The organism is Streptomyces sp. NPDC002680 (assembly GCF_042889145.1).
Lineage (GTDB): Bacteria > Actinomycetota > Actinomycetes > Streptomycetales > Streptomycetaceae > Streptomyces > Streptomyces adonidis.
The window spans coordinates 126,520-147,946 of the sequence record NZ_JBIAQP010000012.1 but is presented as its reverse complement, the minus strand read 5'-3'; the positions used below and the strand labels follow the sequence as shown (position 1 = coordinate 147,946).

Below are 21,427 nucleotides of genomic sequence, written 5' to 3'. Positions count from 1 at the left end.
GCCCACAGCGGACCGTGCCCGGTAAGAGACGAGCACGGGCCAGGCGGACTACTGCGGGAAGGTGACGCCCTGCGCCCAGTCGGCGCGAAGGTCCGGGTGCAGCTGGCCGGCGTCGGCCGCGTTCGCGACTGCGGTGTACGTCTTCGCCCGGTCCGGGTTGGTGGTCTGCCGGGCAAGCCCGCGCATCTTCGCGGCGACCGCCTCGTCGGTGTCGGCGACGGCCGCGGAGACGAGGGGCGCGGCCGTCGACTGCTGGGTCTTCCTGCGGAACATTCGGTGTGTCCTTTCGTGGTGTGTCCCGGAGACGTCCGGGGGCGTGTCCCGTCGTTGCGGGAAGTGGGTTGCGACTCCGTCGGAGGGAGTCGCAAACCCTTGGGGGTAAAGGGCTACGCCGCTTCCGTGACCCCTCCGGGAACCGGTCCCCGTGAGAGGAGGGACCGGGCCCCGAAAACGGTGGGGGGCATTTGAACAGCACGCTGCGGGAACACCCCCCGCAGAGGGGCCTTTATTTGGATCGCACGCTGCTGCGACGCACCCTCACAGAGGGGCCGAACACTTGCGATGCGAGCTGCAGGGTCGTTGGGTTTCTACCTGCGATTCGAGCCCCTCGGGCACCCCTCCGGAGAGGGGCACCTTTTGGGATTCGACGTGCTCGTTCATTAGGGATTCGACGTGCTACTTCAAAGCCTTCGGATACGCCCGGTCGGCGGCCCGGTAGCAGGCCCGGATCTGCTCGCGGGTCACGTCCTCGTGGAAGTCCTCGACGAGGAGCTGAGCCATCGCCTCCGCGCCCTGCTGAAGACCGAGTGCGCTCTCCGACAGGACGTAGCACTCGACGAAGTAGCGGATCTCCGCCACCGTCAGGTCGTCGGCGGTCCGGCCGTCGCCGTAGAACTTGTGCACGCCCATGTCGACCGCGGCGGCGATGTGGTCGCGGGAGACGACCGCACGGAGCCCGATGACGGCGTGCGGCTCGTCGTAGGGGTCGACGAGGCTGTGCTGCTCGGTCATGCCGCGCACCGCCGGCACATCCGTCAGACGCTCCAGGGACACGGTCATGACTGCTGCTCCTTCACTGCGGCCAGCTGGTCGCGCATCTGCTGGACGCGGGCGGTGAACGTCTTCAGGTCCCGGATGAACTGGTCGGCGGTCTCGACGGTCAGCTCCGCGTAGGGCCCGATCGTGTCCCCCAGGTCCACGGCGATCGCCGGGACCGTGCCGTCCTCGTCGGAGGACACCAGCTGTGCGGCCACCTCCCACGGGCCTTCGTCGCCGGACCGCGACCCGTCCGGGCGCAACCAGGCGAAGTCGGACCGGTGGATGTAGTCGCCCATGAGGGCGCTCATGGTGTCGTCGGAGTGGTCGATGACGCACCACGGCGGGCACTTCGGGGCCACGGGGGCACTTGTGGAACGACCAGTGGTCTTCGTGGCCATCACTGGCTCCTCTCGGGCAGGAAGGTGGCGGCCGTGTCGACAGCGTCGGCGAGGCGCCGCAGCTGCGCGGTGAACTCGGCGGCGGCTGCCCGGTCCCGCATCTGGCGGCGGGCGTCCCGGCTGGTCATGTTGAAGACGAACGTCACGATGCTCGGGGCGCCGCCGTCCTCCGACACGAGTTCGGACGCCAGAGTCACGTCGCCCTCGTTGTCGAAGGCGACCTCGGGCAGCTCGGCTACGCAGGTGTCGTAGCTGTGGTCCTCCTGCGTGCAGCCGGGGAGCAGGCACGCGTAGGCGTCCAGCTTGGCGAGCAGGGCGTCGAGGTCGCTCACGACTGGCCCCTTTCGATGATGCGGTCGAGGAGGTTGGAGAAGTGGCGGGCGCCGTACCGGTCGTCCGTCGCACGCGCCACGATGAGGAGGTCGACGACCAGCTCGGCCGGCGGCAGGGGCGACCGGTCGCAGCCGCGCATGGCAGCGCGCTCGGTCGGGCGGGAGACGAGAGTGTTCACGACGTCCTCCGCAGCCGGTCCAGCTCGTTCGACAGCGCGTACAGGCGTCCGGCGTGCAGGGCGAGTTCCGCGGCGAACTCCCGCAACTGGCCGGGGCCCATGGCGGGGAAGTCGTCGACATCCGCGAGCGGGTACGGCTCCGGCCGCAGTTCGGCGAACGGACCCCACGCGATCCGGGCGGGCAGGAACTCGATGGTTCCGCCGTCCGTCTCCACCTCGGCCGCAACCGTCCGACCGACGTGGGTGATGTCGACGCGCTGCACGACCTGCTCGCCGTCGTGACCCAGACACCAGGCCGGCTCGTCGACGGTGACCTCACCGCAGTCGAGGGTCTGCAGAGTCACCGTGCCCTCGCCGTACCGGGGCTGCTGCACCGGGCGCGGCTCAGCCACCGGGGCGGGCGGGTACGCGAGGTCAAGCGCTCGGCTGAGTGCGTCCATGACGGGCTGCGCTTCCACCGGGTACGCCGTCAGCTGCCCCTGCTGCACGTACTGGTCGAGTTCGTAGACGGCCGCGCCGTGCAGCCAGCCCTCAACCTCCGACCGCGTCTCCTCGACCGTCAGGGACTCGGGGGTGCGGCTCGGGATCAGCTCCGTGAAGCCAACCGACAGAGCCGTGAACAGCTGCTCGCGGGACAGCGCGAACGCCACACGCACCACCACATCCGCGGTGACGTCCTCCTCGCGGAACACCTCGGTCGGCCCGTAGGCGGGCAGCTCGTCGGGCGTCTGCCCGAGGAACCTGGCCACGGCCGGGAACATCCGCTCGACGCTGCGCTGTGCGCGCTCCTGCTCGTCGTCGTTGCTCATGCGGCACCGCCACGGACCCGGCGCAGCGCCTCGTCGGCCTGGGAGCGGACAGCGTCGTCGGGCAGGGTCTGCGCCAGCCGGCGGACGTCGGCGGCGAACGCGACCAGCTGGTCCGCCAGGGCGAGCGCCGCCGTGCGGTCGTAGGTCTCCACCTCGTAGTCGAGGTCCACCGCCAGCTGCGTCTGGGGCTCGTGCGTGCCGGGCCACTGCGACAGGTACACCTCGACGGGCACGCGGGCGCCGTTGCTCGGGGTGAACGACATCGCCCGACGCTCGCCCTCGTGGTTGAGGTCTTCCAGGAAGACCGAGCGGGAGGCGATGTGGTCGACCGTGCACCACGACGGGCACTCGACGAAGGCGATGACGCCGGGGTCCGTCGAGCGGCCGATCAGGGCGGGAACGAACCGGTACCCCGGACGGGGCACGGACGGCATGGGCGTGCTCATGGGAAGATTCCCCATAGCGGTTCTCCTGTGTAGTCAGGTGATCCGTCAGGCCCCTTCCTGGTGGTTGCACACCGGGTTGGGGCCGCCCCCGTTTTCCGGGGGCCGATGACTCCATCTAACAGCATCCGTTCCTTGTTAGCAACAAGGTGGATGGATTCTTTGAGGCTCGATGCCGTCTCACGCGCGTCTCACGGACGGGCGCGCGAGGGTACGCCGCTGGAGCCTCTGACCTGCGCGTTCGTCCCCACCCTGGACGAGTAGGTCCCCACCCGGACGGGGGGTAAACTCCCTACACGTGACCGCCGCACCCGCAAAGCCCCGCATCCCGAACGTCCTCGCCGGACGCTACGCCTCCGCCGAACTGGCCACGCTCTGGTCCCCCGAGCAGAAGGTGAGGCTGGAGCGCCAGCTCTGGCTCGCCGTCCTGCGGGCCCAGAAGGACCTCGGGATCGAGGTGCCCGACGCCGCCCTCGCCGACTACGAGCGGGTCCTGGACACCGTTGACCTGACCTCCATCGCCGAGCGCGAGAAGGTCACCCGGCACGACGTGAAGGCACGCATCGAGGAGTTCAACGACCTCGCCGGACACGAGCACGTCCACAAGGGCATGACCTCCCGCGACCTCACCGAGAACGTGGAGCAGCTCCAGATCCGGCTCTCGCTGGAGCTGATGCGCGACCGTACGGTGGCCGTGCTGACGCGGCTCGGAAAGCTCGCCGGCGAGTACGCCGAGCTGGTCATGGCCGGCCGCTCGCACAACGTGGCCGCGCAGGCCACCACCCTCGGCAAGCGCTTCGCGACCGCCGCCGACGAACTGCTCGTCGCGTACGCCCGGGTCGAGGAGCTGCTGGGCCGCTACCCCCTGCGCGGTATCAAGGGCCCCGTGGGCACCGCCCAGGACATGCTCGACCTGCTCGGCGGCGACGCGACCAAGCTCGCGGAGCTGGAGCAGCGGATCGCCGGCCACCTGGGCTTCTCCACCGCCTTCACCTCGGTCGGCCAGGTCTATCCCCGCTCCCTCGACTACGAGGTGGTCACCGCCCTGGTGCAGCTGGCCGCCGCGCCCTCGTCCACGGCCAAGACGATCCGGCTGATGGCGGGGCACGAGCTGGTGACCGAGGGCTTCAAGCCCGGCCAGGTCGGCTCGTCCGCGATGCCGCACAAGATGAACACGCGGTCCTGCGAGCGCGTCAACGGCCTCATGGTGATCCTGCGCGGCTACGCCTCGATGACGGGCGAACTGGCGGGCGACCAGTGGAACGAGGGCGACGTGTCCTGCTCGGTGGTGCGCCGGGTGGCCCTCCCGGACGCGTTCTTCGCGCTCGACGGCCTCCTGGAGACGTTCCTGACGGTCCTGGACGAGTTCGGCGCCTTCCCGGCCGTCGTCGCCCGCGAGCTGGACCGCTATCTCCCCTTCCTCGCCACCACCAAGGTACTGATGGGCGCGGTGCGCGCGGGTGTCGGCCGCGAGGTCGCGCACGAGGCCATCAAGGAGAACGCCGTCGCCTCCGCGCTCGCCATGCGTGAGCAGGGCGCCGAGCGCAACGAACTCCTCGACAAGCTCGCCGCCGATGAGCGCATCCCCCTGGACCGCGCCCAGCTCGACGCCCTGATGGCCGACAAGCTGTCGTTCACGGGCGCCGCCGCCGACCAGGTCGCGGCCGTCGTCGCCCGGATCGAGGAGATCGCCAAGCAGCACCCGGAGGCCGCGGCCTACACCCCCGGAGCGATCCTCTGACCCGCTTCACCCAGGCCGAACTGGAGGCCGCCCGCGACCGTCTCGTCCCCGACGTGACCGCGGACGGCCTCCACGTCCTGTTCTGCGGCATCAACCCCGGCCTGATGACGGCGGCCACCGGTCACCATTTCGCCCGCCCCGGCAACCGCTTCTGGCCGGTCCTCCACCTTTCCGGATTCACCCCGAGGCTGCTCAAGCCCGCCGAACAGGGCGAGTTGCTCTCGTACGGCCTCGGCATCACCAACGTCGTCGCACGGGCGACCGCACGGGCCGACGAGCTGTCCGCCGAGGAGTACCGCGAGGGCGGGCGCCTGCTGGCCGAGAAGGTAACGCGGCTGCGGCCACGCTGGCTGGCCGTGGTGGGCGTGACCGCATACCGGGCCGCCTTCGATGACCGCAAGGCCCAAGTGGGCCCACAGGAGCGACAGTTCGGCGACACACGCGTGTGGGCGCTGCCCAACCCGAGCGGCCTGAACGCCCATTGGACTGCGGCGACCATGGCGGAGGAGTTCGGGCGCCTGCGGGAAGCGGCTTCCTAGGCCCCGGACGGCTCTGCAGGGGGCCGCCGTACGACCGTCATGCGTCCCGGTGTCGTACGCTCCACGCTCCCGCCAGCAGCGCGCCTGCCGCCCACAGTGCGGTCACCGCGAGGCCGGTCCAGGGGCCCAGTGAGCCGTCCCAGGTCTCGCGGAAGACCACCTGGCCCGCCTTGTCGGGCAGGAAGTCGGCGAAGGTCCCCGACACCCCGCCGACCACGAACGAGACGATGAGCAGGAACGGGATCAGGATGCTCAGCGTGGCGACTCCGCTGCGCAGCAGGGCGGTCAGGCCGGCCGCGAGCAGGGCCATCAGGGTGAGGTAGAGGCCGCTGCCGATCACGCCACGGAGTCCTTCGGTCCAAGTCAGGCCGTTCGCGTCGGCGCCCAGCACCGCCTTGCCGACGGCCAGGCTCACTCCCCCGGCGAGCAGGCCGACGGCCAGGACGGGTACGGCGACTGCCACCGTCTTGGCCGCGAACCAACGGCCCCTGCGCGGCACCGCCGCCAGCGTGACGCGCAGGCCGCCGCCCTGGAACTCGGAGGACACCGCCGTCGCGCCGAAGGCCACCGCCGCGATCTGCCCGAAGCTGACGCCGAAGAAGGACGCGAACAGCGGGTCGAAGTCCTTCTCGTCGGCGCCGGAGTCGAGTCCGGCGAGTGCCGAGAACAGGCCCGTGGCCAGAACGACCGCGCACAGCGCCCCGAGCAGCGACCGCAGGGTACGGATCTTGATCAACTCGGCGTGGAGTACGGGTACGAAGGGCATGCTCAGGCCTCCTGCTGGACCGGCGCTGGGGCCGGGGTGGTGGTGAACTCCGTCGCCGAGGCCGTCAGGTCCAGGTAGGCCTGCTCCAATGTGCCCTCGTCCGCCGTCAGTTCGAGGACGGTCAGGCCCGCCGCCGAGGTGAGCCGGCCGATGTCGTCCACGCGCGCGTGCTCCACGGTCCAGAAGTCGTTGTCGTGCGCGGCGGCCTCGTAGCCGTGCTCCGCCAGCAGTCGGTACAGGACGGTGCCGTCCGTGGTGCGCACCCGCACGCGCGGGCGTACGCGTGCCCCGATGAACTCACGCATCGGGGTGTCCGCCAGTAGGCGTCCTCTGCCGAGGACGACGAGGTGGTCGGCGAAGGACGCGGTCTCGTTCATGAGGTGGGACGAGACCAGGACCGTACGCCCCTCCCCCGCCAGCCTGCGCAGCAACTCGCGGATCCAGACGATGCCTTCGGGGTCGAGGCCGTTCGACGGCTCGTCGAGCATCACCACCTCCGGGTCGCCGAGCAGCGCCGCCGCGATGCCGAGCCGCTGGCGCATACCGAGGGAGTACGTCTTCACCCTGCGCCTCGCGACCGAGGTGAGGCCCGTCTCCGCCAGCACCTCGTCGACCCGGCGGTCCGGGATGCGGTTGCCCACCGCGAGGGCCCGGAGGTGGTCGCGGGCGGTACGGGAGCCGTGGGCGGCCTGGGCGTCGAGGAGGGCGCCGACCTTGCGGAGGGGGTTGTCGAGGGTGGCGTAGGCACGGCCGCCGACGGTGGCGGTTCCGTGGGTCGGCCGGTCGAGGCCCAGGACGAGCCGCAGGGTGGTGGATTTTCCGGCGCCGTTGGGGCCGAGGAAGCCGGTGACGCGGCCGGGCTCGACGCTGAACGTGAGGTGGTCGACGGCTCGTGCGGTGCCGTACTCCTTGGTGAGGTCGTGGACGTCGATGCTGGTCATGGCAGCAGCCTGCTGGGTTCAGCAGGGGCTGGGCCTCCCCCGTCCGTGGAGAGCCTCTCCCCCGCCCGGGGGAGGCCCGTTGTCAGTGGTGGCTGTCACGATGTCGGCATGGCCCGATTTCTGCGCCCGTTGTTACGGGGGACGACGTACACGCGCTTGCTGCACCTGTGGGTGCCGATGCTCGTCGTGAGCGTGTGGATGTTCATCGACATGTCGACCCCGTGGGTGCCCGCCGCCGTTCTGCTGCTCGTCGGGCTGATTCCGGCCGTGCGGCTGGGCGAGGGGGTGCAGGCGCGGCTGCTGCTCACGCCGAACGAGCCGGTCTCGGAGTCGGCGATCTCCGTCGCGCCGTCGGCCAGTTGGCGGGACCGGCTGCGGACCGTGCTGTGGCTGGAGGTGCGGATGGCGCTCGGGGCGGTGGCGATGGGGGCCTGTGTCTGGCTGCCTCTGACCTCCGTCGATCTGGTCCGGGCCGCGAACGGGTATTTCTCCGACGACAATCCTTTCCTGCCCGCCTCGCAACCGCCGTGGGTGTACGCCGTGCTCGCGCCGCTGCCCCTGCTCGCCTTCTACGGCGTCGTGGTGGGCCTCGGTGAGCTGATCACCGCTGCCGCGCGCAGCCTGCTGGGGCCCTCGCCGTCCGAGCGGCTCGCCACGCTGGAGGAGCGTACCGAGCAGCTTCTGGAGCGCAGCCGTATCGCGCGCGAGTTGCACGACTCCATAGGGCACGCGCTCACGGTGGCCGTGGTGCAGGCCGGTGCTGCGCGGGCGGCCGGCGACCCGGAGTTCACCGACCGTGCCCTGGGTGCCATTGAGGAGACCGGGCGGGCCGCCCTGGCGGACCTGGAGCGGGTGCTGGGTGTGCTGCGGGAGTCGGAGCGCCCCGCGAGCAGTCGGCCCGCCCTGACCGAGGCCGACCGTCTCCTGGAGTCGGCGCGGGCCTCCGGGGCGAAGGTCGACGCCGAGCTGACCGGACCGCTCGGCGATCTGCCGGGGTCCGTGTCCCGCGAGGGGTACCGCATCCTCCAAGAGTCGCTCACCAACGTGCTGCGGCACGCGGGGTCGGTTCCGGTGCGGGTCCGGGTGGTGGTCGCGGACGGCTCGCTGGTCCTTGACGTCCGCAATCCGCTCACCGCCCCGATACCCGGCCCCGGCCCGGGTAACAACGGTCTGCGCGGAATACGGGAACGCGCCGCGCTGCTCGGAGGGCGGGCGTGGACCGGCGTGGAGGAAGACGTCGGTGAGTGGCGGGTACGCGTCGAACTGCCGGTCGGGGAAGGCCGGGTGAGGCCGGGAGCACGGCAGCGGGTTGATCTACGCTGACCGGATGCCCGTAACCGTGCTCCTGGTCGACGACGAACCGCTCGTACGTGCCGGTCTGCGGGCCGTGCTGGAGGCTCAGCCGGACATCGAGGTCGTCGGGGAGGCCGCGGACGGGGCCGCCGTCATTCCGTTGGTCAGGCGGTTGCGGCCCGATGTGGTCGCCATGGATGTGCGGATGCCGTTGATGGACGGGATCGAGGCCACGCGCGCGGTGCTGCGGACAGTGGCGGAGCCGCCGAAGATCCTGGTGATCACGACGTTCGAGAACGACGAGTACGTGTACGAGGCGCTGCGGGCCGGTGCCGACGGGTTTCTGCTCAAGCGGGCCCGGCCGGCCGAGATCGTGCACGCGGTGCGGCTGGTCGCCGAGGGGGAGTCGCTGTTGTTTCCGGCCTCGGTGCGGCGACTGGCCGCCGAGTACGGGGACGGGGGTGGGAATCGGGTTGCCCGGGCCGTTCTGGAGCGGGCGCGGCTGACCGAGCGCGAGGAGGAGGTGCTGCGGCTGATGGCGCGGGGGCTGTCCAACGCGGAGATCGCCGCCCGGCTGATCGTCGGGACCGAGACCGTGAAGTCGCACGTCAGCGCGGTGCTGGCGAAGTTGGGGGCCCGGGATCGTACACAGGCGGTGATCGTGGCGTACGAGTCCGGGTTCGTGGCGCCCGGATGATCCCGGCCCGTCGGACAGGTCGGGGACGTCCGGCTCTCGCCCGGGTGCTCCGCGCCGAGTACCATCCGTCCCACACCTGCACGAGCGCTCCGCTGGAAGCGCGGTGATGAACCCGCGGGCCGGTGGGGGCTTGTCGCGCCCACGCGGCGGAGCCGCAAACAGACACAGCCCCGCGCTCCTTTCGGGGCGGGGTCGCGCACCCGCCTTCACCAGGTCGGCTTAGCTGGGAGGACGTACGTTGGGGCAGCTGACCGGCGGGGATCCCTCGCTGCTGCGAAGGATCAACTCCGCGGTGGTGCTGCACGCGCTGCGTGCCACGGACTGCGCGACGCTGACCGAGATCACCCGGGTCACCGGGCTGTCCCGGCCGACCGTCGAGGGTGTCGTCGAGGGGCTCATGGACGCCGGGCTCGTCGTCGAGAAGGCCGCCGACGAGAGCGTCGCCCGGCGCCAGGGGCGGCCGGCGCGGCGGTTCCGGTTCCGGGCCGAGGCCGGGCATCTGCTGGGTATTGAGATCGGCTCCCATCGTGTCGCCGCGCTGCTGTCCGACCTCGACGGGCGACTCCTCGGGTCGATCTCGAAGGACGTCGACGAGGCCGCGCCCGCCGACGAGCGGCTGGAACGGCTGCGGTCGGCGGTCGCCGAGCTGCTGCGCCGGGCCGGGGTGGCCCGTGACTCGCTGCGGGCCGTGGGCGTGGCCACGCCCGGGATAGTGGAGGCCGACGGCGTCGTACGACTGTGCACCGCGCTGCCCGAATGGACCGGGCTGCCGCTCGGTGAACGGCTCAGCCGGTCCTTCAAGTGCCCGGTCCTCGTCGAGAACGACGCCAACGCGGCTGCCGTCGCCGAGCACTGGAAAGGTGCCGCGATCGACTCCGACGATGTCGTGTTCGTGCTCGCCGGGCTGAGTCCGGGCGCCGGTTCGCTGATCGGCGGGCGGCTGCACCGGGGGTACGGCGGGGCGGCCGGGGAGATAGGCGCGCTGCATCTGCTGGGCCGGGAGGCGACCCCGGAGGCGCTGCTGTCGACCACGGGCGAGCCGCTGCACCCGCTCGACGAGGTGGCCGTCGCCGAGGTGTTCCGCCGTGCGCGCGAGGGCGACGAGGGGGCTCGCGCGGCCGTCGACCGCTTCATCCAGCGGCTGGTGCATGACGTGGCCGCGCTCGTCCTGGCCCTCGACCCCGAGTTGGTCGTCGTCGGTGGGTGGGCGGCGGGGCTGGACGGTGTGCTGGAGCCGTTGCGGGACGAACTGGCGCGGTACTGTCTGCGACCGCCGGGCGTGGCGCTGTCGCTCCTCGGGGAGGCGGCGGTGGCCACGGGTGCGTTGCGGCTTGCTCTCGATCATGTCGAGGAGCAGTTGTTCGCGGTGGAGGGGACTGTGACGGCCCGTCGTTGAGCGATCCGCGTGGAGAGCGGTGGGATGGCTGCGGTATGGCGGCTGCGGGTCCGTCGTGGCTGGTCGCGCAGTTCCCCGCGCCCCTAGGGGGCGCCCCCTTGGGGCGCGGGTGAACGTTGGATGCCGTACGGCCGTCAGGTGCCGTACGGCCGTCAGGACGCCTGGCGTTCCGGGCCGTGGTGTATTTCCAGTCCTCCGGTGTCGCCGAAGGTCAGTCGGCACGTGTCAGCGCGGTAGGTCGCGACCGAGAGGGCCGCTGTGTGTGCCCCCGCGAAGAAGCGGGTCGTGACGACGAGGACGGGGGCCCCGGGGAGGCGGTCCAGTTCCTTGGCGTCGTCCGCGCGGGCCGAGCCCAGTTCCACCGCTCGGTCCTGGCCCTCCAGATCCAGGCGCTGGAGTTCCCGCAGCACCGCACGCGCGCGTGCCGGGCCGGACGGGGCGTCTATCGCCGACAGGTCGGGCACCGAGGCGGCCGGGACGTAGAGCAGCTCGGCGGCGACCGGCTGGCCGTGCGAGACACGGGAGCGGCGCACGGTGTGGACGGGCTCGTCCCGGTCGGTCTCCAGGGCGGCGGCCACCACCGAGGCCGGTACGGCCAGCGTGCTGTCCACGGGCTGCCAGGTGTCGCCCGCCCCGCCCGGCCACGCGTGCTGGGCCGTGCCGACGGCGACGCCCATGCGCGGCGGGGCGACGGTCGTACCGACGCCACGGCGGCGGTTGAGCCGGCCTTCGAGTTCGAGCTGTTCCAGTGCCTGGCGGAGCGTGGCGCGGGCGACGCCGAACCGGGCCGCGAGATCACGCTCGTTGGGCAGGATCTCGCCCACGGTGAACTCGGAGTCCAGTGCCTCACTGAGCACGGTCTTCAGATGCCAGTACTTCGGCTCCGGCACCGTTTCCAACTGCGTGGTCCCCACCCTGTCCTCCGCAATCGCCGTGGTCCGGCGGCTTTTTAGCGCCCTTGTTTATTAAAGGTTGTTGCACTTTCCTGCGACCATAGGGCGGCCCGGGTACTTGGTCAAGACCAATCAGAGTTCCTGGGGAGGTACCAGGGAACGCACCTTGTCCGGGTTGCGGATGATGTACACCTGCTGGATACGACCGTCCGCCACGTCCACCTGGATCACGGCGTCCGGCTTGCCGCCGTCCAGGACCAGCAGGGCGAAGCCGCCGTTGATCTCCAGGAAGCGGATCGACGCCTCCGCGAGGCCCTTGCCCGCGGTGCCGATGACGAAGCGGCCCACGTGGTCGGCCGACTCCAGGATGCGGCGCGGCGCCCGCGCGAGGCCGCCGCTGTCGGCGACGAGGCAGACGTCCGGGGCGAGGAGTTCCATGAGGCCCGCGAGGTCGCCCTGTTCCGCGGCGACGAGGAACCGTTCGGTGAGGTCGCGGCGCTGGGCCGGGTCGACCTCGTACCGCGGGCGCCGTTCGTCCACGTGTCGGCGGGCGCGTCCGGCGAGCTGACGCACCGCCGGTTCGGCGCGGTCGAGCATGGCGGCGATCTCCGCGAAGGGGTAGGCGAAGGCCTCCCGGAGGACGAACACCGCGCGCTCCAGCGGCGAGAGGGACTCCAGGACGACCATGACCGCGAGGGACACGGTGTCGGCGAGCACGGCCCGCTCGGCCGCGTCCGGAACGGCGTCGGCCAGGTCGGTCACGTAGGGCTCGGGCAGCCAGGGGCCGACGTACGTCTCGCCCCGCGACTTCACCTGGCGCAGCCGGTCGATGGCGAGCCGGGTCGTGACGCGCACGAGGTAGCCGCGCGGTTCGCGTACGGCGGTCCGGTCGGCGCCGGCCCAGCGCAGCCAGGCGTCCTGGACCACGTCCTCGGCGTCGGCCACCCGGCCGAGCATGCGGTAGGCGACGCCCATGAGGACGGGCCGGTGCTCTTCGAATACGTCGGTCACGGTGTCGGCGGTCACCACTCCATCCCAACCCGGCGGCGAGGGTCGTGTCCAGCGAGTTGCGGGCAGTGATCGCACGGGGCTACCCGTCGGTAGCAGTTGCTGACAAGCTGTCTACGCAGCACTCGTAGACACGCACACGCACGCCGAGGAGCAGCCCCATGTCCGCCACCGTCTCCTTCGAGGTCCCCTCTCCGTCTGGCCCGCGGGCCGAGGCCAGGACCGTGACCCTGTCGTACGCGCGCGTGGGCGCCGGCGAACCGCTTCTGCTGCTGCACGGCATCGGGCACCACCGGCAGGCCTGGGACCCGGTGATCGACATCCTGGCCACCGAGCGCGAGGTGATCGCCGTCGATCTGCCCGGGTTCGGCGCGTCCCCGCCGCTGGCGGACGGTTTCACCCACGACCTGCCGACGATGACCGCCGTGTTCGGCGCCCTGTGCGAGGCGCTGGAGCTGGACCGGCCGCATGTGGCGGGCAACTCGCTGGGCGGTCTGCTGGCCCTGGAACTCGGGCGTGAGAAGCGGGCGCGCTCGGTCACCGCGATCTCCCCGGCGGGGTTCTGGTCGCAGGCGGAGCGGCGGTACGCGTTCGGGGTGCTGCTCGCGATGCGGCGGGCCGCGCGGAGCATGCCGGTGCCGCTGGTCGAGCGGCTGTCGCGCTCGGCGGCGGGCCGGAGCGTCCTGACGAGCACCATCTACGCCCGTCCCGGCCGCCGTTCACCCGAGGCCGTCGTCGCGGAGACACTCGCCCTGGCGAACGCCCAGCGGTTCACCGAGACCCTCAGATCCGGCCGTGACGTCCGGTTCACGGACGACGTGCCCGGCATCCCGGTCACCGTGGCGTGGGGCACCCGGGACCTGCTGCTCGTGCGCCGCCAGGGCGTCCGCGCCAAGCGGATCATCCCCAAGGCCCGGCTGATCCGGCTGCCCGGCTGCGGCCACGTCCCGATGAACGACGACCCGGCGCTGGTCGCCCGCGTGATCCTCGACGGCAGCCGCTGACCGGCGTACGAGACCGAACGCGCCCGATCCCAGGGCGACTCCGGCACCCACGAGGGCGCTTCCGGCGGCCTGGGCGGGGCCGTAGGAGCCCGTGCCGACGATCGGGGCCGTGCAGGCCGCCGCGACCGGGATGAGGCCGGAGAAGAGCGTGGCGCGCTCCGCGCCGATCCGCTGCATGCCGATGTACCAGCACACGAAGCCGATGACCGTGACGACCGCCGCCTGCCACAGCAGTGCGGCGGTCTCGGTGGCGTCGGGCACGCGCAGCCAGCCGGCGCCGTCGAGGACCAGCCCGGCGAGCGCGGACTCGGCGGCGGCGAGACCGCACACGGTCGCGGACAGCAGCCGGGGCCCCAGGGGCCGTACCAAGGGCACCGCGAGCACCGCGAACCCGACCTCACCGGCCAGCGCGCACCCGGAGAAGGCGATGCCCACGCCGTCCGTACGGCCCCACCCTTGGACCGCGAACGCGCCCGCCGCGACGATCAACGCCCCGTACAGCACCGCCCGTTGGGGTCGCCGCCCGTCCAGCAGGGGCACCAGGACGGCCACGACCACGGGCGCGCAGCCCACGAACACGCCCGGCACCGCCGGTTCCGCGCTGTGTTCGGCGGCGATGACGGCCAGGTTGAAGCCGACCATGCCGACGGCCGCGAGCAGCGCGAGGCGGGTCCACTGACGGGCGGTGAGTGTCCGCAGCGGGGCGGCGCCGCCCCGGCCGACCATGGGCAGGAGCAGGAGGCAGGCCAGGCCGTAGCGGAGGAACTGGCCGCCCGCGTACGGGTAGTCGCCGAGGACGCTGTTCGCCGTGAAGGAGCAGCCGACGAGGACGGCGGCGAGGGCGGTGAGAAGGACCCCGCGCGCGGGGGTGATGTCGGGCGGGTCGGCGGTGGTCTTCATGGGCGCCACGCTAGGGACCGCGGTGGACCGGATTAAGGTCCACTTCCATGACGTCATCGGGGACCAGTCCGAGCGGGCTGCCGGGCTCCGCCGCCTGGGAGTTGCTGCTTCCGGCCGCCGCCGCACCGGCACGCGCGCGTGGGCGTTCGCTTCAGGAGGCGCTCAGGGCGGCGGTCCGCTCGGGGCGGCTCGTACCGGGGACACGGCTGCCGTCGAGCCGGGATCTCGCGGCCGACCTCGGGGTGTCGCGGGGGCTGGTCACGGAGGCGTACGAGCAGTTGACCGCGGAGGGCTATCTGCGCAGCGGGCGCGGCGCCGGGACCTGGGTGGGCGGTGCCGTACGGGCCGCGCACCCACGCGCGCGGGACCTCGCTCCGCACTCCCCCGGCGCCCGCGCCGACTTCCGCCCGGGCACCCCGGACCTGTCGCTGTTCCCGCGCGCCGCCTGGGCCGCCGCCCAGCGCGCGGTGCTCGCCGAGGTCCCCCATCACGCCCTCGGCTACCCCGATCCGCGCGGACTGCCCCGGCTGCGGACGGCACTGGCTGAGCTGCTCGCCCGGCGCCGGGGTGTGGTCGCGGACCCGGAGCGGCTGATCGTGGTCTCCGGGGTGGCACAGGCGACGACGCTGCTCGGTTACGTGCTCCACGCGCGCGGGATGCGCGACATGGGCGTGGAGGACCCCGGGAGCCCGGAACACGGCACCCTGTACATCGCGGCCGGCCTGGACGCCGTACCCGTGCCCCTGGACGACGAGGGGCTCGACCTCGACGCGCTGCGGGCCTCCGGGGTACGGGCGGTGGTGACCACGCCCGCTCACCAGTTCCCCTCCGGGATCGCCTACTCCGCGGGCCGCCGTACCGAACTCCTCGACTGGGCGCGGTCGGTCGACGGGCTGGTCATCGAGGACGACTACGACGGGGAGTTCCGCTACGACCGAGCCCCGGTGGGCGCCCTGCAGGGGCTCGACCCCGAGCGTGTCGCGTACACCGGGTCCGTCAGCAAGTCGCTCGCGCCCGGGCTGCGGCTCGGCTGGCTCCTCGTACCGGAGTCGGTCGCCGAGGAGGTCGTCGAGCGGAAGCGGACGATGGACCTGGGACATCCCGCCCTCGACCAGGAGCTGTTCGCGCGGTTCGTGGAGCGCGGGGACTACGACCGGCATCTGCGCCGCTGCCAGCGCGCGTACCGCGAACGGCGCGATGCCCTCGTGGCGGCGTTGGAGGAGCACTTTCCCGGGGCGGAGGTGTCGGGGATCGCGGCCGGTCTGCACGTCATCGCCGCGCTGCCGGAGCGGTACGGGCCGCAGGAGCGGTTCCTGGAGCGGACGGCGGCGGCCGGGGTCGCGGTACGGCCGCTGACGGACTTCGCGCACGCGCGCGTGCAGGGTCAGGGTGAGGGCGTGCGGTTGGTGCTGGGATACGCGCAGTTGTCGCCCGCACGGATCGCGGCCGGGGTGCGGCTGATGGCCGGTGCGCTCGACGGTTGACCGGTTCCCTTCTCCTGTTCCATCGCCTGCTTCCCCTGCCTGCCTCCCTTGTCTGTCTCCCTTGTCGGCGGGGGCAGTTGTTCACTTGTGGTTTGCGTGCGCGCTGCGGTGCCCCAGTAGTTGTTGCAGTGCACACTCGCCGGATCCTGTCCCCGGAGGCACGTCCCATGTCACCTGTTCCGTTGCCCGGTCGTCGCAGCGTGCTGCGCGGTTCGCTCGCCGCCTCGGCGGCCCTGACCCTGCCCGCCGCCATCGGTGCGGCGGCTCCCGCGTTCGCCCTGTCCGGGCGGCCGAAGGCCGGGTGGGGTGTCCAGACCGGCGATGTGACCGCCGACTCGGGTCTTGTGTGGGTGCGCTCCGACCGGCCCGCCCGGATGGTCGTCGAGACGTCCGCCACCGAGTCGTTCCGCAGCGCCCGCCGCTGGCACGGTCCGCTGCTCGGCGCGGACAGCGACTTCACCGGTACGACGCGGCTGCGCGGGCTGCCGTCCGGCGAGCAGATCCACTACCGCGTACTGCTCGCCGACCCGGACGACCCGCGCCGCACCGGCGAACCGGTGACCGGCACCTTCCGTACGACGTCGGCGCGTCGGCGCGACGGGGTGCGGTTCCTGTGGTCGGGGGACCTGGCGGGGCAGGGCTGGGGCATCAACCCGGACCTCGGCGGCTACCGGATCTACGACGCGATGGGGAAGCTCGACCCCGACTTCTTCATATGCAGCGGCGACAACATCTACGCCGACGGCCCGATCGCCGCGACCGCCGCCCTGCCGGACGGCAGCACCTGGCGGAACATCACGACCGAGGAGAAGGCGAAGGTCGCCGAGACGCTCGCCGAGTTCCGTGGCAACTTCCGCTACAACCTGCTCGATGAGAACCTGCGGCGGTTCAACGCCCAGGTTCCGTCGATCATCCAGTGGGACGACCATGAGGTCCGCAACAACTGGTACCCGGGGCAGACCATCCTCGACTCGGACACCCGCTACACCGAGAAGAGCGTCGACACCCTCGCCGTCCGGGCCCGGCGGGCCTTCTCCGAGTACTTCCCGATCTCGACGCTCCGGCCGGGCGCCAAGGACGGCCGCGTCTACCGGGTGATGCACCAGGGGCCGTTGCTCGACGTGTTCGTCCTCGACATGCGGACGTACCGCAACGCCAACTCCCCCGACGACCAGACCGTCGACCCGCAGGGCATCCTCGGCGCCGAGCAGCTGGAGTGGCTCAAGCGGGAGCTGTCGCGCTCGCGTGCCGTGTGGAAGGTGATCGCCGCCGACATGCCGCTGGGCCTGGTCGTGCCGGACGCCACCGAGGGCAAGGCCAACATCGAGGCCGTGGCACAGGGCGACCCGGGCGCGCCGCTCGGGCGTGAGCTGCAGATCGCCGAGCTGCTGCGGTACATCAAGCACCGGCGGATCACCGGCACGGTCTGGCTGACCGCCGACGTCCACCACACCTCGGCCCAGCACTACCAGCCCTCGCGGGCCGCCTTCACCGACTTCGAGCCGTTCTGGGAGTTCGTGTCGGGCCCGCTGAACGCCGGAGCGTTCCCCGCCAGCGCGCTCGACGGCACGTTCGGTCCGGAGCGGGTCTTCGTGAAGGCTCCGGAGACGGCGAACGTCTCGCCGGCCGGCGGCTACCAGTTCTTCGGCGAGGTCGACATCGACGGCCACAGCGGGGAACTGACGGTACGGCTGCGCGAGCAGGACGGGACCGTGCTGTTCACGAAGGTGCTTCAGCCGGGGCGGGTGGGGCAGTAGCGGTACGCCCGTCGATAATCGTGGAAAAGTTAACAAAAAGGGCGAAAAGCAACTTAACCCTTCGGTCACAGTCCGTTCGTGATCACGCAACACCGTTGGCGCATGGTGACTGCATGACTCGAAAAGTATGTGAAGGAACTGCTGTGACGGATGGGCGTCCGGTACGCCGGTGGCGGCGGGACGTCGTCGAACTCGCCGCCCTGCTGCGCACATGGTGGGCAAGCCGCCACGGTCACGCACCCCCGGACGACAACGATGCCGGTACGGATACCGCTACCGGTAGCGATACCGGCGTGGGCTCCGGCGCGAGTGTGCTGTGGCGGATGCGGACGACGGTGAAGGACCAGCCGGGGTCCCTCGCCGCGCTGTGCATCGCTCTCGCCGAGCGGCGCATCGACATCCTCAGCCTCCAGACGCATCCGCTGGCCGTGGGCACGGTCGACGAGTTCCTGCTGCGCGCCCCCGCTGATCTCACCGCCTCCGAGATCTCCGAGGCGGTGTCCCGGGCGGGCGGCGCCGGGACGTGGATCGAGCGGGCCGACGCCCACGATCTCGTCGACGCGCCGACCCGGGTCCTGGGCCTCGCCACCCGTACGGCCCTGGACGCGGCCGAACTGCCGCTGGCGCTGCGCCAGTTGCTCGGGCGGTGCACGATCCGGTCGCTGCCCGGCGGCGACTCGGCGGCACGGGAGGGCGTACCGGTCGAGGGCGCCCTCGAAGAGACGGACACGGTGATGCGGCTGCGCGCGCCGGAAGGTGGAGTGATCACCGTGGAGCGGCCGTATCTGCCGTTCACCCCGACCGAGTTCGCCCGGGCGCGGGCGCTGGTGGAGCTGGACGCGCGGCTCGGGCCCCGCGTCCCGCACGGCCAGGACGTGCTGACGCTGCCGCGGGGCAACGCCATCACCGTACGGCGCGCCGACGCGGGTGACCTGGACGCGGCGAAGGCGATGCACGAGCGCTGCTCGCCGCGCACGTTGTCGCTGCGCTACCACGGGCCGATGGGTGACGCCGACCGCTATCTCAACCACCTGCTCAGCCCGCGCTTCGGCCGCACGCTCGCCGTGCAGACGGCGTCGGGGCGGGTCGTCGGGCTGGGTCATCTTCTCTGGGACGGTGACGAGACCGAGATCGCGCTGATCGTCGAGGACGAGTGGCAGCGGCGGGGTATTGGCGGCGAGCTTCTTCGGCGCCTTGTGTCCATGGCTCGCGAGGCGAACTGCGAGCACGTGTATGCGGTGACGCAGTCGTCCAACACGGGGATGGTCGCTGCTATGCGGGGGCTCGGGTTGCCGTTGGATTATCAGATCGAGGAGGGGACGTTGGTGATCACGGCTCGGCTGGATGCCTCGCCGGTCGCTTCTCCGTCGCCGTACGACCACAGTTCGCGGGACTGAACACACCGTTCAAAGGTCGACACTCGTCTGCGGGTTCGTCGTGGCTTGTCGCGCAGTTCCCCGCGCCCCTAGGGGGCGCGGGCGGACCCTTCTTGGCAGGGTCCCGGGATGCGTACGAGGATGAGTGCATGTCAGACACCAAGAACTCCCTGCCTCGTGAGGTCGCCGACGCCTATGTCGACGATCTTGTCGCCCTCGATCCCGTTACCGGTACCTACCTCGGCGTGAAGGAGAGTTCGAGCAGGCTGCCGGACACCTCGCCCGCGGGCCAGGAGGCCCTCGCGGAGCTGGCGCGGACGACGCTGGCCCGGCTGGACGAGGCCGAGCTGCGGCCCGGCGCGGACAGTGACATCGAGCGGCGCTGCGGGCGGCTGCTGCGCGAGCGGCTCACCGCCGAACTCGCCGTGCACGAGGCCGGCGAGGGGCTGCGGGCCGTCGGCAACATGCACACTGCCGCGCACTCGGTGCGCGAGGTGTTCACGGTGACGCCGACGGAGACGGACGAGGACTGGGCTGCGGTCGTGGAGCGGCTGCGCGCGGTGCCGGCCGCGCTGCGGGGCTACCGGGAGAGCCTGACCCTGGGTCTGGAGCGCGAGCTGTACGCGGCTCCGCGCCCCACGGCCACGTTCGTCGGGCAGCTCGGTGAGTGGTCCGACCTGGACGGCAAGGGCATCGGCTGGTTCGCGGACTTCGCGTCGGCCGGCCCCAAGACGCTGCGCACCGAACTGGACGAGGCGGCGCGGGTCGCGGACGAGGCCGTCCTCGAACTGCGGGACTGGATGCGGGACGTGTACGCGCCGGCCGTCGAGGGCAAGCCGAACACGGTGGGCCGGGAGCGGTACGCGCGCTGGTCGCGCTACTGGAACGGCACGGATCTGGACCTGGACGAGGCGTACGCGTACGGCTGGGCCGAGTTCCACCGTCTCCTCGGTGAGATGAGGCTGGAGGCCGAGAAGATCCTGCCGGGCGCGGAGACACCGTGGGTGGCGCTGGCGCATCTCGACGAGCACGGCAAGCACATCGAGGGTGTCGACGAGGTCCGCGAGTGGCTCCAGGGCCTGATGGACCAGGCGATCGAGGCGCTGGACGGCACGCACTTCGAGCTGGCCGAGCGGGTGAAGAAGGTGGAGTCCCGCATCGCGCCTCCCGGCAGCGCGGCGGCGCCGTACTACATGTCCCCGTCGGAGGACTTCTCCCGTCCCGGCACCACCTGGCTGCCGACGATGGGCCAGACCCGCTTCCCCGTGTACGACCTGGTCTCGACCTGGTACCACGAGGGCGTCCCCGGCCACCACCTCCAGCTCGCGCAGTGGGTGCACGTCGCCGAGAACCTCTCCCGCTACCAGGCCACCATCGGCGGCGTCAGCGCCAACTGCGAGGGCTGGGCGCTGTACGCGGAGCGCCTGATGGACGAGCTGGGCTTCCTCACGGACGCCGAGCAGCGCATCGGCTATCTCGACGCGCAGATGATGCGGGCGGCCCGGGTCATCGTAGACATCGGCATGCACGTGGAGCTGGAGATCCCGGCGGACTCCCCCTTCCACCCCGGCGAGCGCTGGACCCCGGAACTGGCCGAGGAGTTCTTCGGCGCCCACAGCAGCCGCCCCGCGGACTTCGTGGAGAGCGAACTGACCCGCTATCTGACGATCCCCGGCCAGGCGATCGGCTACAAGCTGGGCGAGCGGGCCTGGCTGCTGGGCCGCGAGAACGCCCAGCGCCGCCACGGCGACACCTTCGACGCGAAGGCCTGGCACATGGCGGCGCTGTCGCAGGGATCGCTAGGGCTGGACGATCTGGTGGACGAGCTGTCGCTGCTGTGAGGCGGCTCACCGAGGGCGACTAAGGGGCGGGGTACGGGGGTTGTGGGGGCTGCACGTCTCACAACCCCCGGCCCCGGTCCTTGCATCAGCCGGTCAGTCCACCAGCCGCCGCAACTGCACGAGCCCCACCCAGGTCTCCGGTCCGGGCTCCACGTACGCCGCCCGCACCGCGTACCGCCCCGGCGCCAGCCCGACCCGCAGATGATCGGTCCGGTCCGTCTCCTTGCCCGGCCAGGCCGAGTCGAAGAGGACCACGTCGCCCGGTGTCTCCCACACCCTGTCCGCCTCCCACTCGGCGGCGGCCAGCGCGGCCGGGACACAGGCAAGGAGTTCGTCCTCGGAGTCGGCGGCACACCACCGTACGAAGGTGTCGTGCTCCGGCAGGAACGCGGTCGAGGCGGGTTCGTCACCGAGGACAAGAGCCGTGGTGTCACCGACAGGCACGAACCCGATGAGCCCGTCCACCTCACAGGCCCGGTCGTAGTCCGTCGACAACTCGTCACCGTCGGCCCCGGCCCAGAACGGCAACACCGCTTCAGGCACCGCTATGAGCGGCCCACCGCCCGACTCCACCCACTCAACTGCCATGCGC

Annotated in this window: 22 protein-coding genes and 1 pseudogene; 10 read left to right on the top strand and 13 right to left on the bottom strand. The window is 71.6% G+C overall.

All coding sequences use genetic code 11. The features are described from left to right. Positions 1-48: 48 nt before the first annotated feature. From ACFYXF_RS30000 to ACFYXF_RS29970, 7 genes are all read right to left on the bottom strand, one after another. The gene (locus tag ACFYXF_RS30000; RefSeq protein WP_389354195.1) at positions 49-273 is read right to left on the bottom strand and encodes a hypothetical protein; all 225 of its coding nucleotides are present in this window, start codon (positions 271-273) and stop codon (positions 49-51) included. Positions 274-675: 402 nt separating this feature from the next. Continuing rightward, positions 676-1,059: a hypothetical protein gene (locus ACFYXF_RS29995; RefSeq protein WP_389354194.1), complete on the bottom strand. Its 384-nt coding sequence runs from the start codon at positions 1,057-1,059 to the stop codon at positions 676-678. Then, the gene (locus ACFYXF_RS29990; protein WP_389354192.1) at positions 1,056-1,436 is read right to left on the bottom strand and encodes a DUF6907 domain-containing protein; all 381 of its coding nucleotides are present in this window, start codon (positions 1,434-1,436) and stop codon (positions 1,056-1,058) included. Before ACFYXF_RS29990 ends, ACFYXF_RS29995 begins: the two co-directional genes overlap by 4 nt. After that, on the bottom strand, positions 1,436-1,768 hold the full coding sequence (locus tag ACFYXF_RS29985) for a hypothetical protein (protein ID WP_389354190.1): 333 nt from the start codon (positions 1,766-1,768) through the stop codon (positions 1,436-1,438). The genes ACFYXF_RS29990 and ACFYXF_RS29985 overlap by 1 nt, the downstream gene beginning before the upstream one ends. Further along, positions 1,765-1,947: a hypothetical protein gene (locus ACFYXF_RS29980; protein ID WP_389354189.1), complete on the bottom strand. Its 183-nt coding sequence runs from the start codon at positions 1,945-1,947 to the stop codon at positions 1,765-1,767. Before ACFYXF_RS29980 ends, ACFYXF_RS29985 begins: the two co-directional genes overlap by 4 nt. Then, positions 1,944-2,756 (bottom strand): DUF6907 domain-containing protein, encoded by an 813-nt coding sequence (locus ACFYXF_RS29975; RefSeq protein ID WP_389354187.1) that lies wholly within the window; start codon positions 2,754-2,756, stop codon positions 1,944-1,946. The genes ACFYXF_RS29980 and ACFYXF_RS29975 overlap by 4 nt, the downstream gene beginning before the upstream one ends. Continuing rightward, positions 2,753-3,202 (bottom strand): DUF6907 domain-containing protein, encoded by a 450-nt coding sequence (locus ACFYXF_RS29970; RefSeq protein WP_389354185.1) that lies wholly within the window; start codon positions 3,200-3,202, stop codon positions 2,753-2,755. The genes ACFYXF_RS29975 and ACFYXF_RS29970 overlap by 4 nt, the downstream gene beginning before the upstream one ends. A 295-nt stretch (positions 3,203-3,497) precedes the next feature. Between ACFYXF_RS29970 and purB the strand changes: the two genes are divergently transcribed. Both purB and mug read left to right on the top strand, forming a co-directional pair. Beyond that, positions 3,498-4,940, top strand: coding sequence for an adenylosuccinate lyase (gene purB, locus ACFYXF_RS29965; protein WP_389354184.1), 1,443 nt, complete (start codon positions 3,498-3,500; stop codon positions 4,938-4,940). Continuing rightward, positions 4,937-5,479, top strand: a complete 543-nt coding sequence (gene mug / locus ACFYXF_RS29960) for a G/U mismatch-specific DNA glycosylase (RefSeq protein ID WP_389354559.1) — start codon at positions 4,937-4,939, stop codon at positions 5,477-5,479. Before purB ends, mug begins: the two co-directional genes overlap by 4 nt. A 37-nt stretch (positions 5,480-5,516) precedes the next feature. Here the strand turns inward: mug and ACFYXF_RS29955 are convergent, their stop codons facing one another. Beyond that, a complete protein-coding gene (locus tag ACFYXF_RS29955) occupies positions 5,517-6,245 on the bottom strand; it encodes an ABC transporter permease (RefSeq protein WP_389354182.1) in 729 nt (242 codons plus the stop codon). Between the two features lie 2 nt (positions 6,246-6,247). Then, positions 6,248-7,186 carry an ABC transporter ATP-binding protein gene (locus ACFYXF_RS29950; protein WP_389354180.1) on the bottom strand — a complete coding sequence of 313 codons (939 nt, stop codon included), beginning with the start codon at positions 7,184-7,186 and terminating at the stop codon, positions 6,248-6,250. 108 nt (positions 7,187-7,294) lie between these two features. Between ACFYXF_RS29950 and ACFYXF_RS29945 the strand changes: the two genes are divergently transcribed. The 3 genes from ACFYXF_RS29945 to ACFYXF_RS29935 all read left to right on the top strand — a co-directional run bounded on the left by ACFYXF_RS29945 (position 7,295) and on the right by ACFYXF_RS29935 (position 10,572). After that, entirely contained in the window at positions 7,295-8,509 is a 1,215-nt protein-coding gene (locus ACFYXF_RS29945) for a sensor histidine kinase (protein ID WP_389354178.1), read from the top strand. Positions 8,510-8,513: 4 nt separating this feature from the next. Then, positions 8,514-9,176, top strand: a complete 663-nt coding sequence (locus ACFYXF_RS29940; RefSeq protein WP_389354176.1) for a response regulator — start codon at positions 8,514-8,516, stop codon at positions 9,174-9,176. 238 nt (positions 9,177-9,414) lie between these two features. Beyond that, positions 9,415-10,572, top strand: a complete 1,158-nt coding sequence (locus tag ACFYXF_RS29935) for an ROK family transcriptional regulator (RefSeq protein ID WP_389354174.1) — start codon at positions 9,415-9,417, stop codon at positions 10,570-10,572. 152 nt (positions 10,573-10,724) lie between these two features. Here the strand turns inward: ACFYXF_RS29935 and ACFYXF_RS29930 are convergent, their stop codons facing one another. Beyond that, entirely contained in the window at positions 10,725-11,486 is a 762-nt protein-coding gene (locus tag ACFYXF_RS29930; protein ID WP_389354173.1) for a GntR family transcriptional regulator, read from the bottom strand. A 111-nt stretch (positions 11,487-11,597) separates the two neighbouring features. Further along, positions 11,598-12,491: an RNA polymerase sigma-70 factor gene (locus ACFYXF_RS29925; protein WP_389354171.1), complete on the bottom strand. Its 894-nt coding sequence runs from the start codon at positions 12,489-12,491 to the stop codon at positions 11,598-11,600. 143 nt (positions 12,492-12,634) lie between these two features. On the opposite strand from ACFYXF_RS29925, the gene ACFYXF_RS29920 reads away from it, so the two are divergent. Then, a complete protein-coding gene (locus ACFYXF_RS29920) occupies positions 12,635-13,477 on the top strand; it encodes an alpha/beta fold hydrolase (protein WP_389354169.1) in 843 nt (280 codons plus the stop codon). 42 nt (positions 13,478-13,519) lie between these two features. On the opposite strand, the pseudogene ACFYXF_RS29915 reads toward ACFYXF_RS29920, so the two are convergent. Beyond that, a pseudogene (locus ACFYXF_RS29915) lies at positions 13,520-14,377 on the bottom strand (DMT family transporter); the annotation flags it as partial. Positions 14,378-14,424: 47 nt separating this feature from the next. Between ACFYXF_RS29915 and ACFYXF_RS29910 the strand changes: the two are divergent. The 4 genes from ACFYXF_RS29910 (at position 14,425) to ACFYXF_RS29895 (ending at position 20,835) form a co-directional block, all read left to right on the top strand. Continuing rightward, on the top strand, positions 14,425-15,861 hold the full coding sequence (locus ACFYXF_RS29910; protein ID WP_389354168.1) for a PLP-dependent aminotransferase family protein: 1,437 nt from the start codon (positions 14,425-14,427) through the stop codon (positions 15,859-15,861). A gap of 167 nt (positions 15,862-16,028) precedes the next feature. After that, positions 16,029-17,618: an alkaline phosphatase D family protein gene (locus tag ACFYXF_RS29905; protein ID WP_389354166.1), complete on the top strand. Its 1,590-nt coding sequence runs from the start codon at positions 16,029-16,031 to the stop codon at positions 17,616-17,618. 113 nt (positions 17,619-17,731) lie between these two features. Beyond that, positions 17,732-19,015, top strand: coding sequence for a GNAT family N-acetyltransferase (locus tag ACFYXF_RS29900; RefSeq protein WP_389354165.1), 1,284 nt, complete (start codon positions 17,732-17,734; stop codon positions 19,013-19,015). Positions 19,016-19,143: 128 nt separating this feature from the next. Next, on the top strand, positions 19,144-20,835 hold the full coding sequence (locus ACFYXF_RS29895; protein ID WP_389354163.1) for a DUF885 domain-containing protein: 1,692 nt from the start codon (positions 19,144-19,146) through the stop codon (positions 20,833-20,835). Between the two features lie 93 nt (positions 20,836-20,928). On the opposite strand, the gene ACFYXF_RS29890 is transcribed toward ACFYXF_RS29895, so the two are convergent. Next, complete coding sequence (locus ACFYXF_RS29890) at positions 20,929-21,423, bottom strand: immunity 21 family protein (RefSeq protein WP_389354161.1); 495 nt, start codon at positions 21,421-21,423, stop codon at positions 20,929-20,931. Positions 21,424-21,427 lie beyond the last annotated feature (4 nt).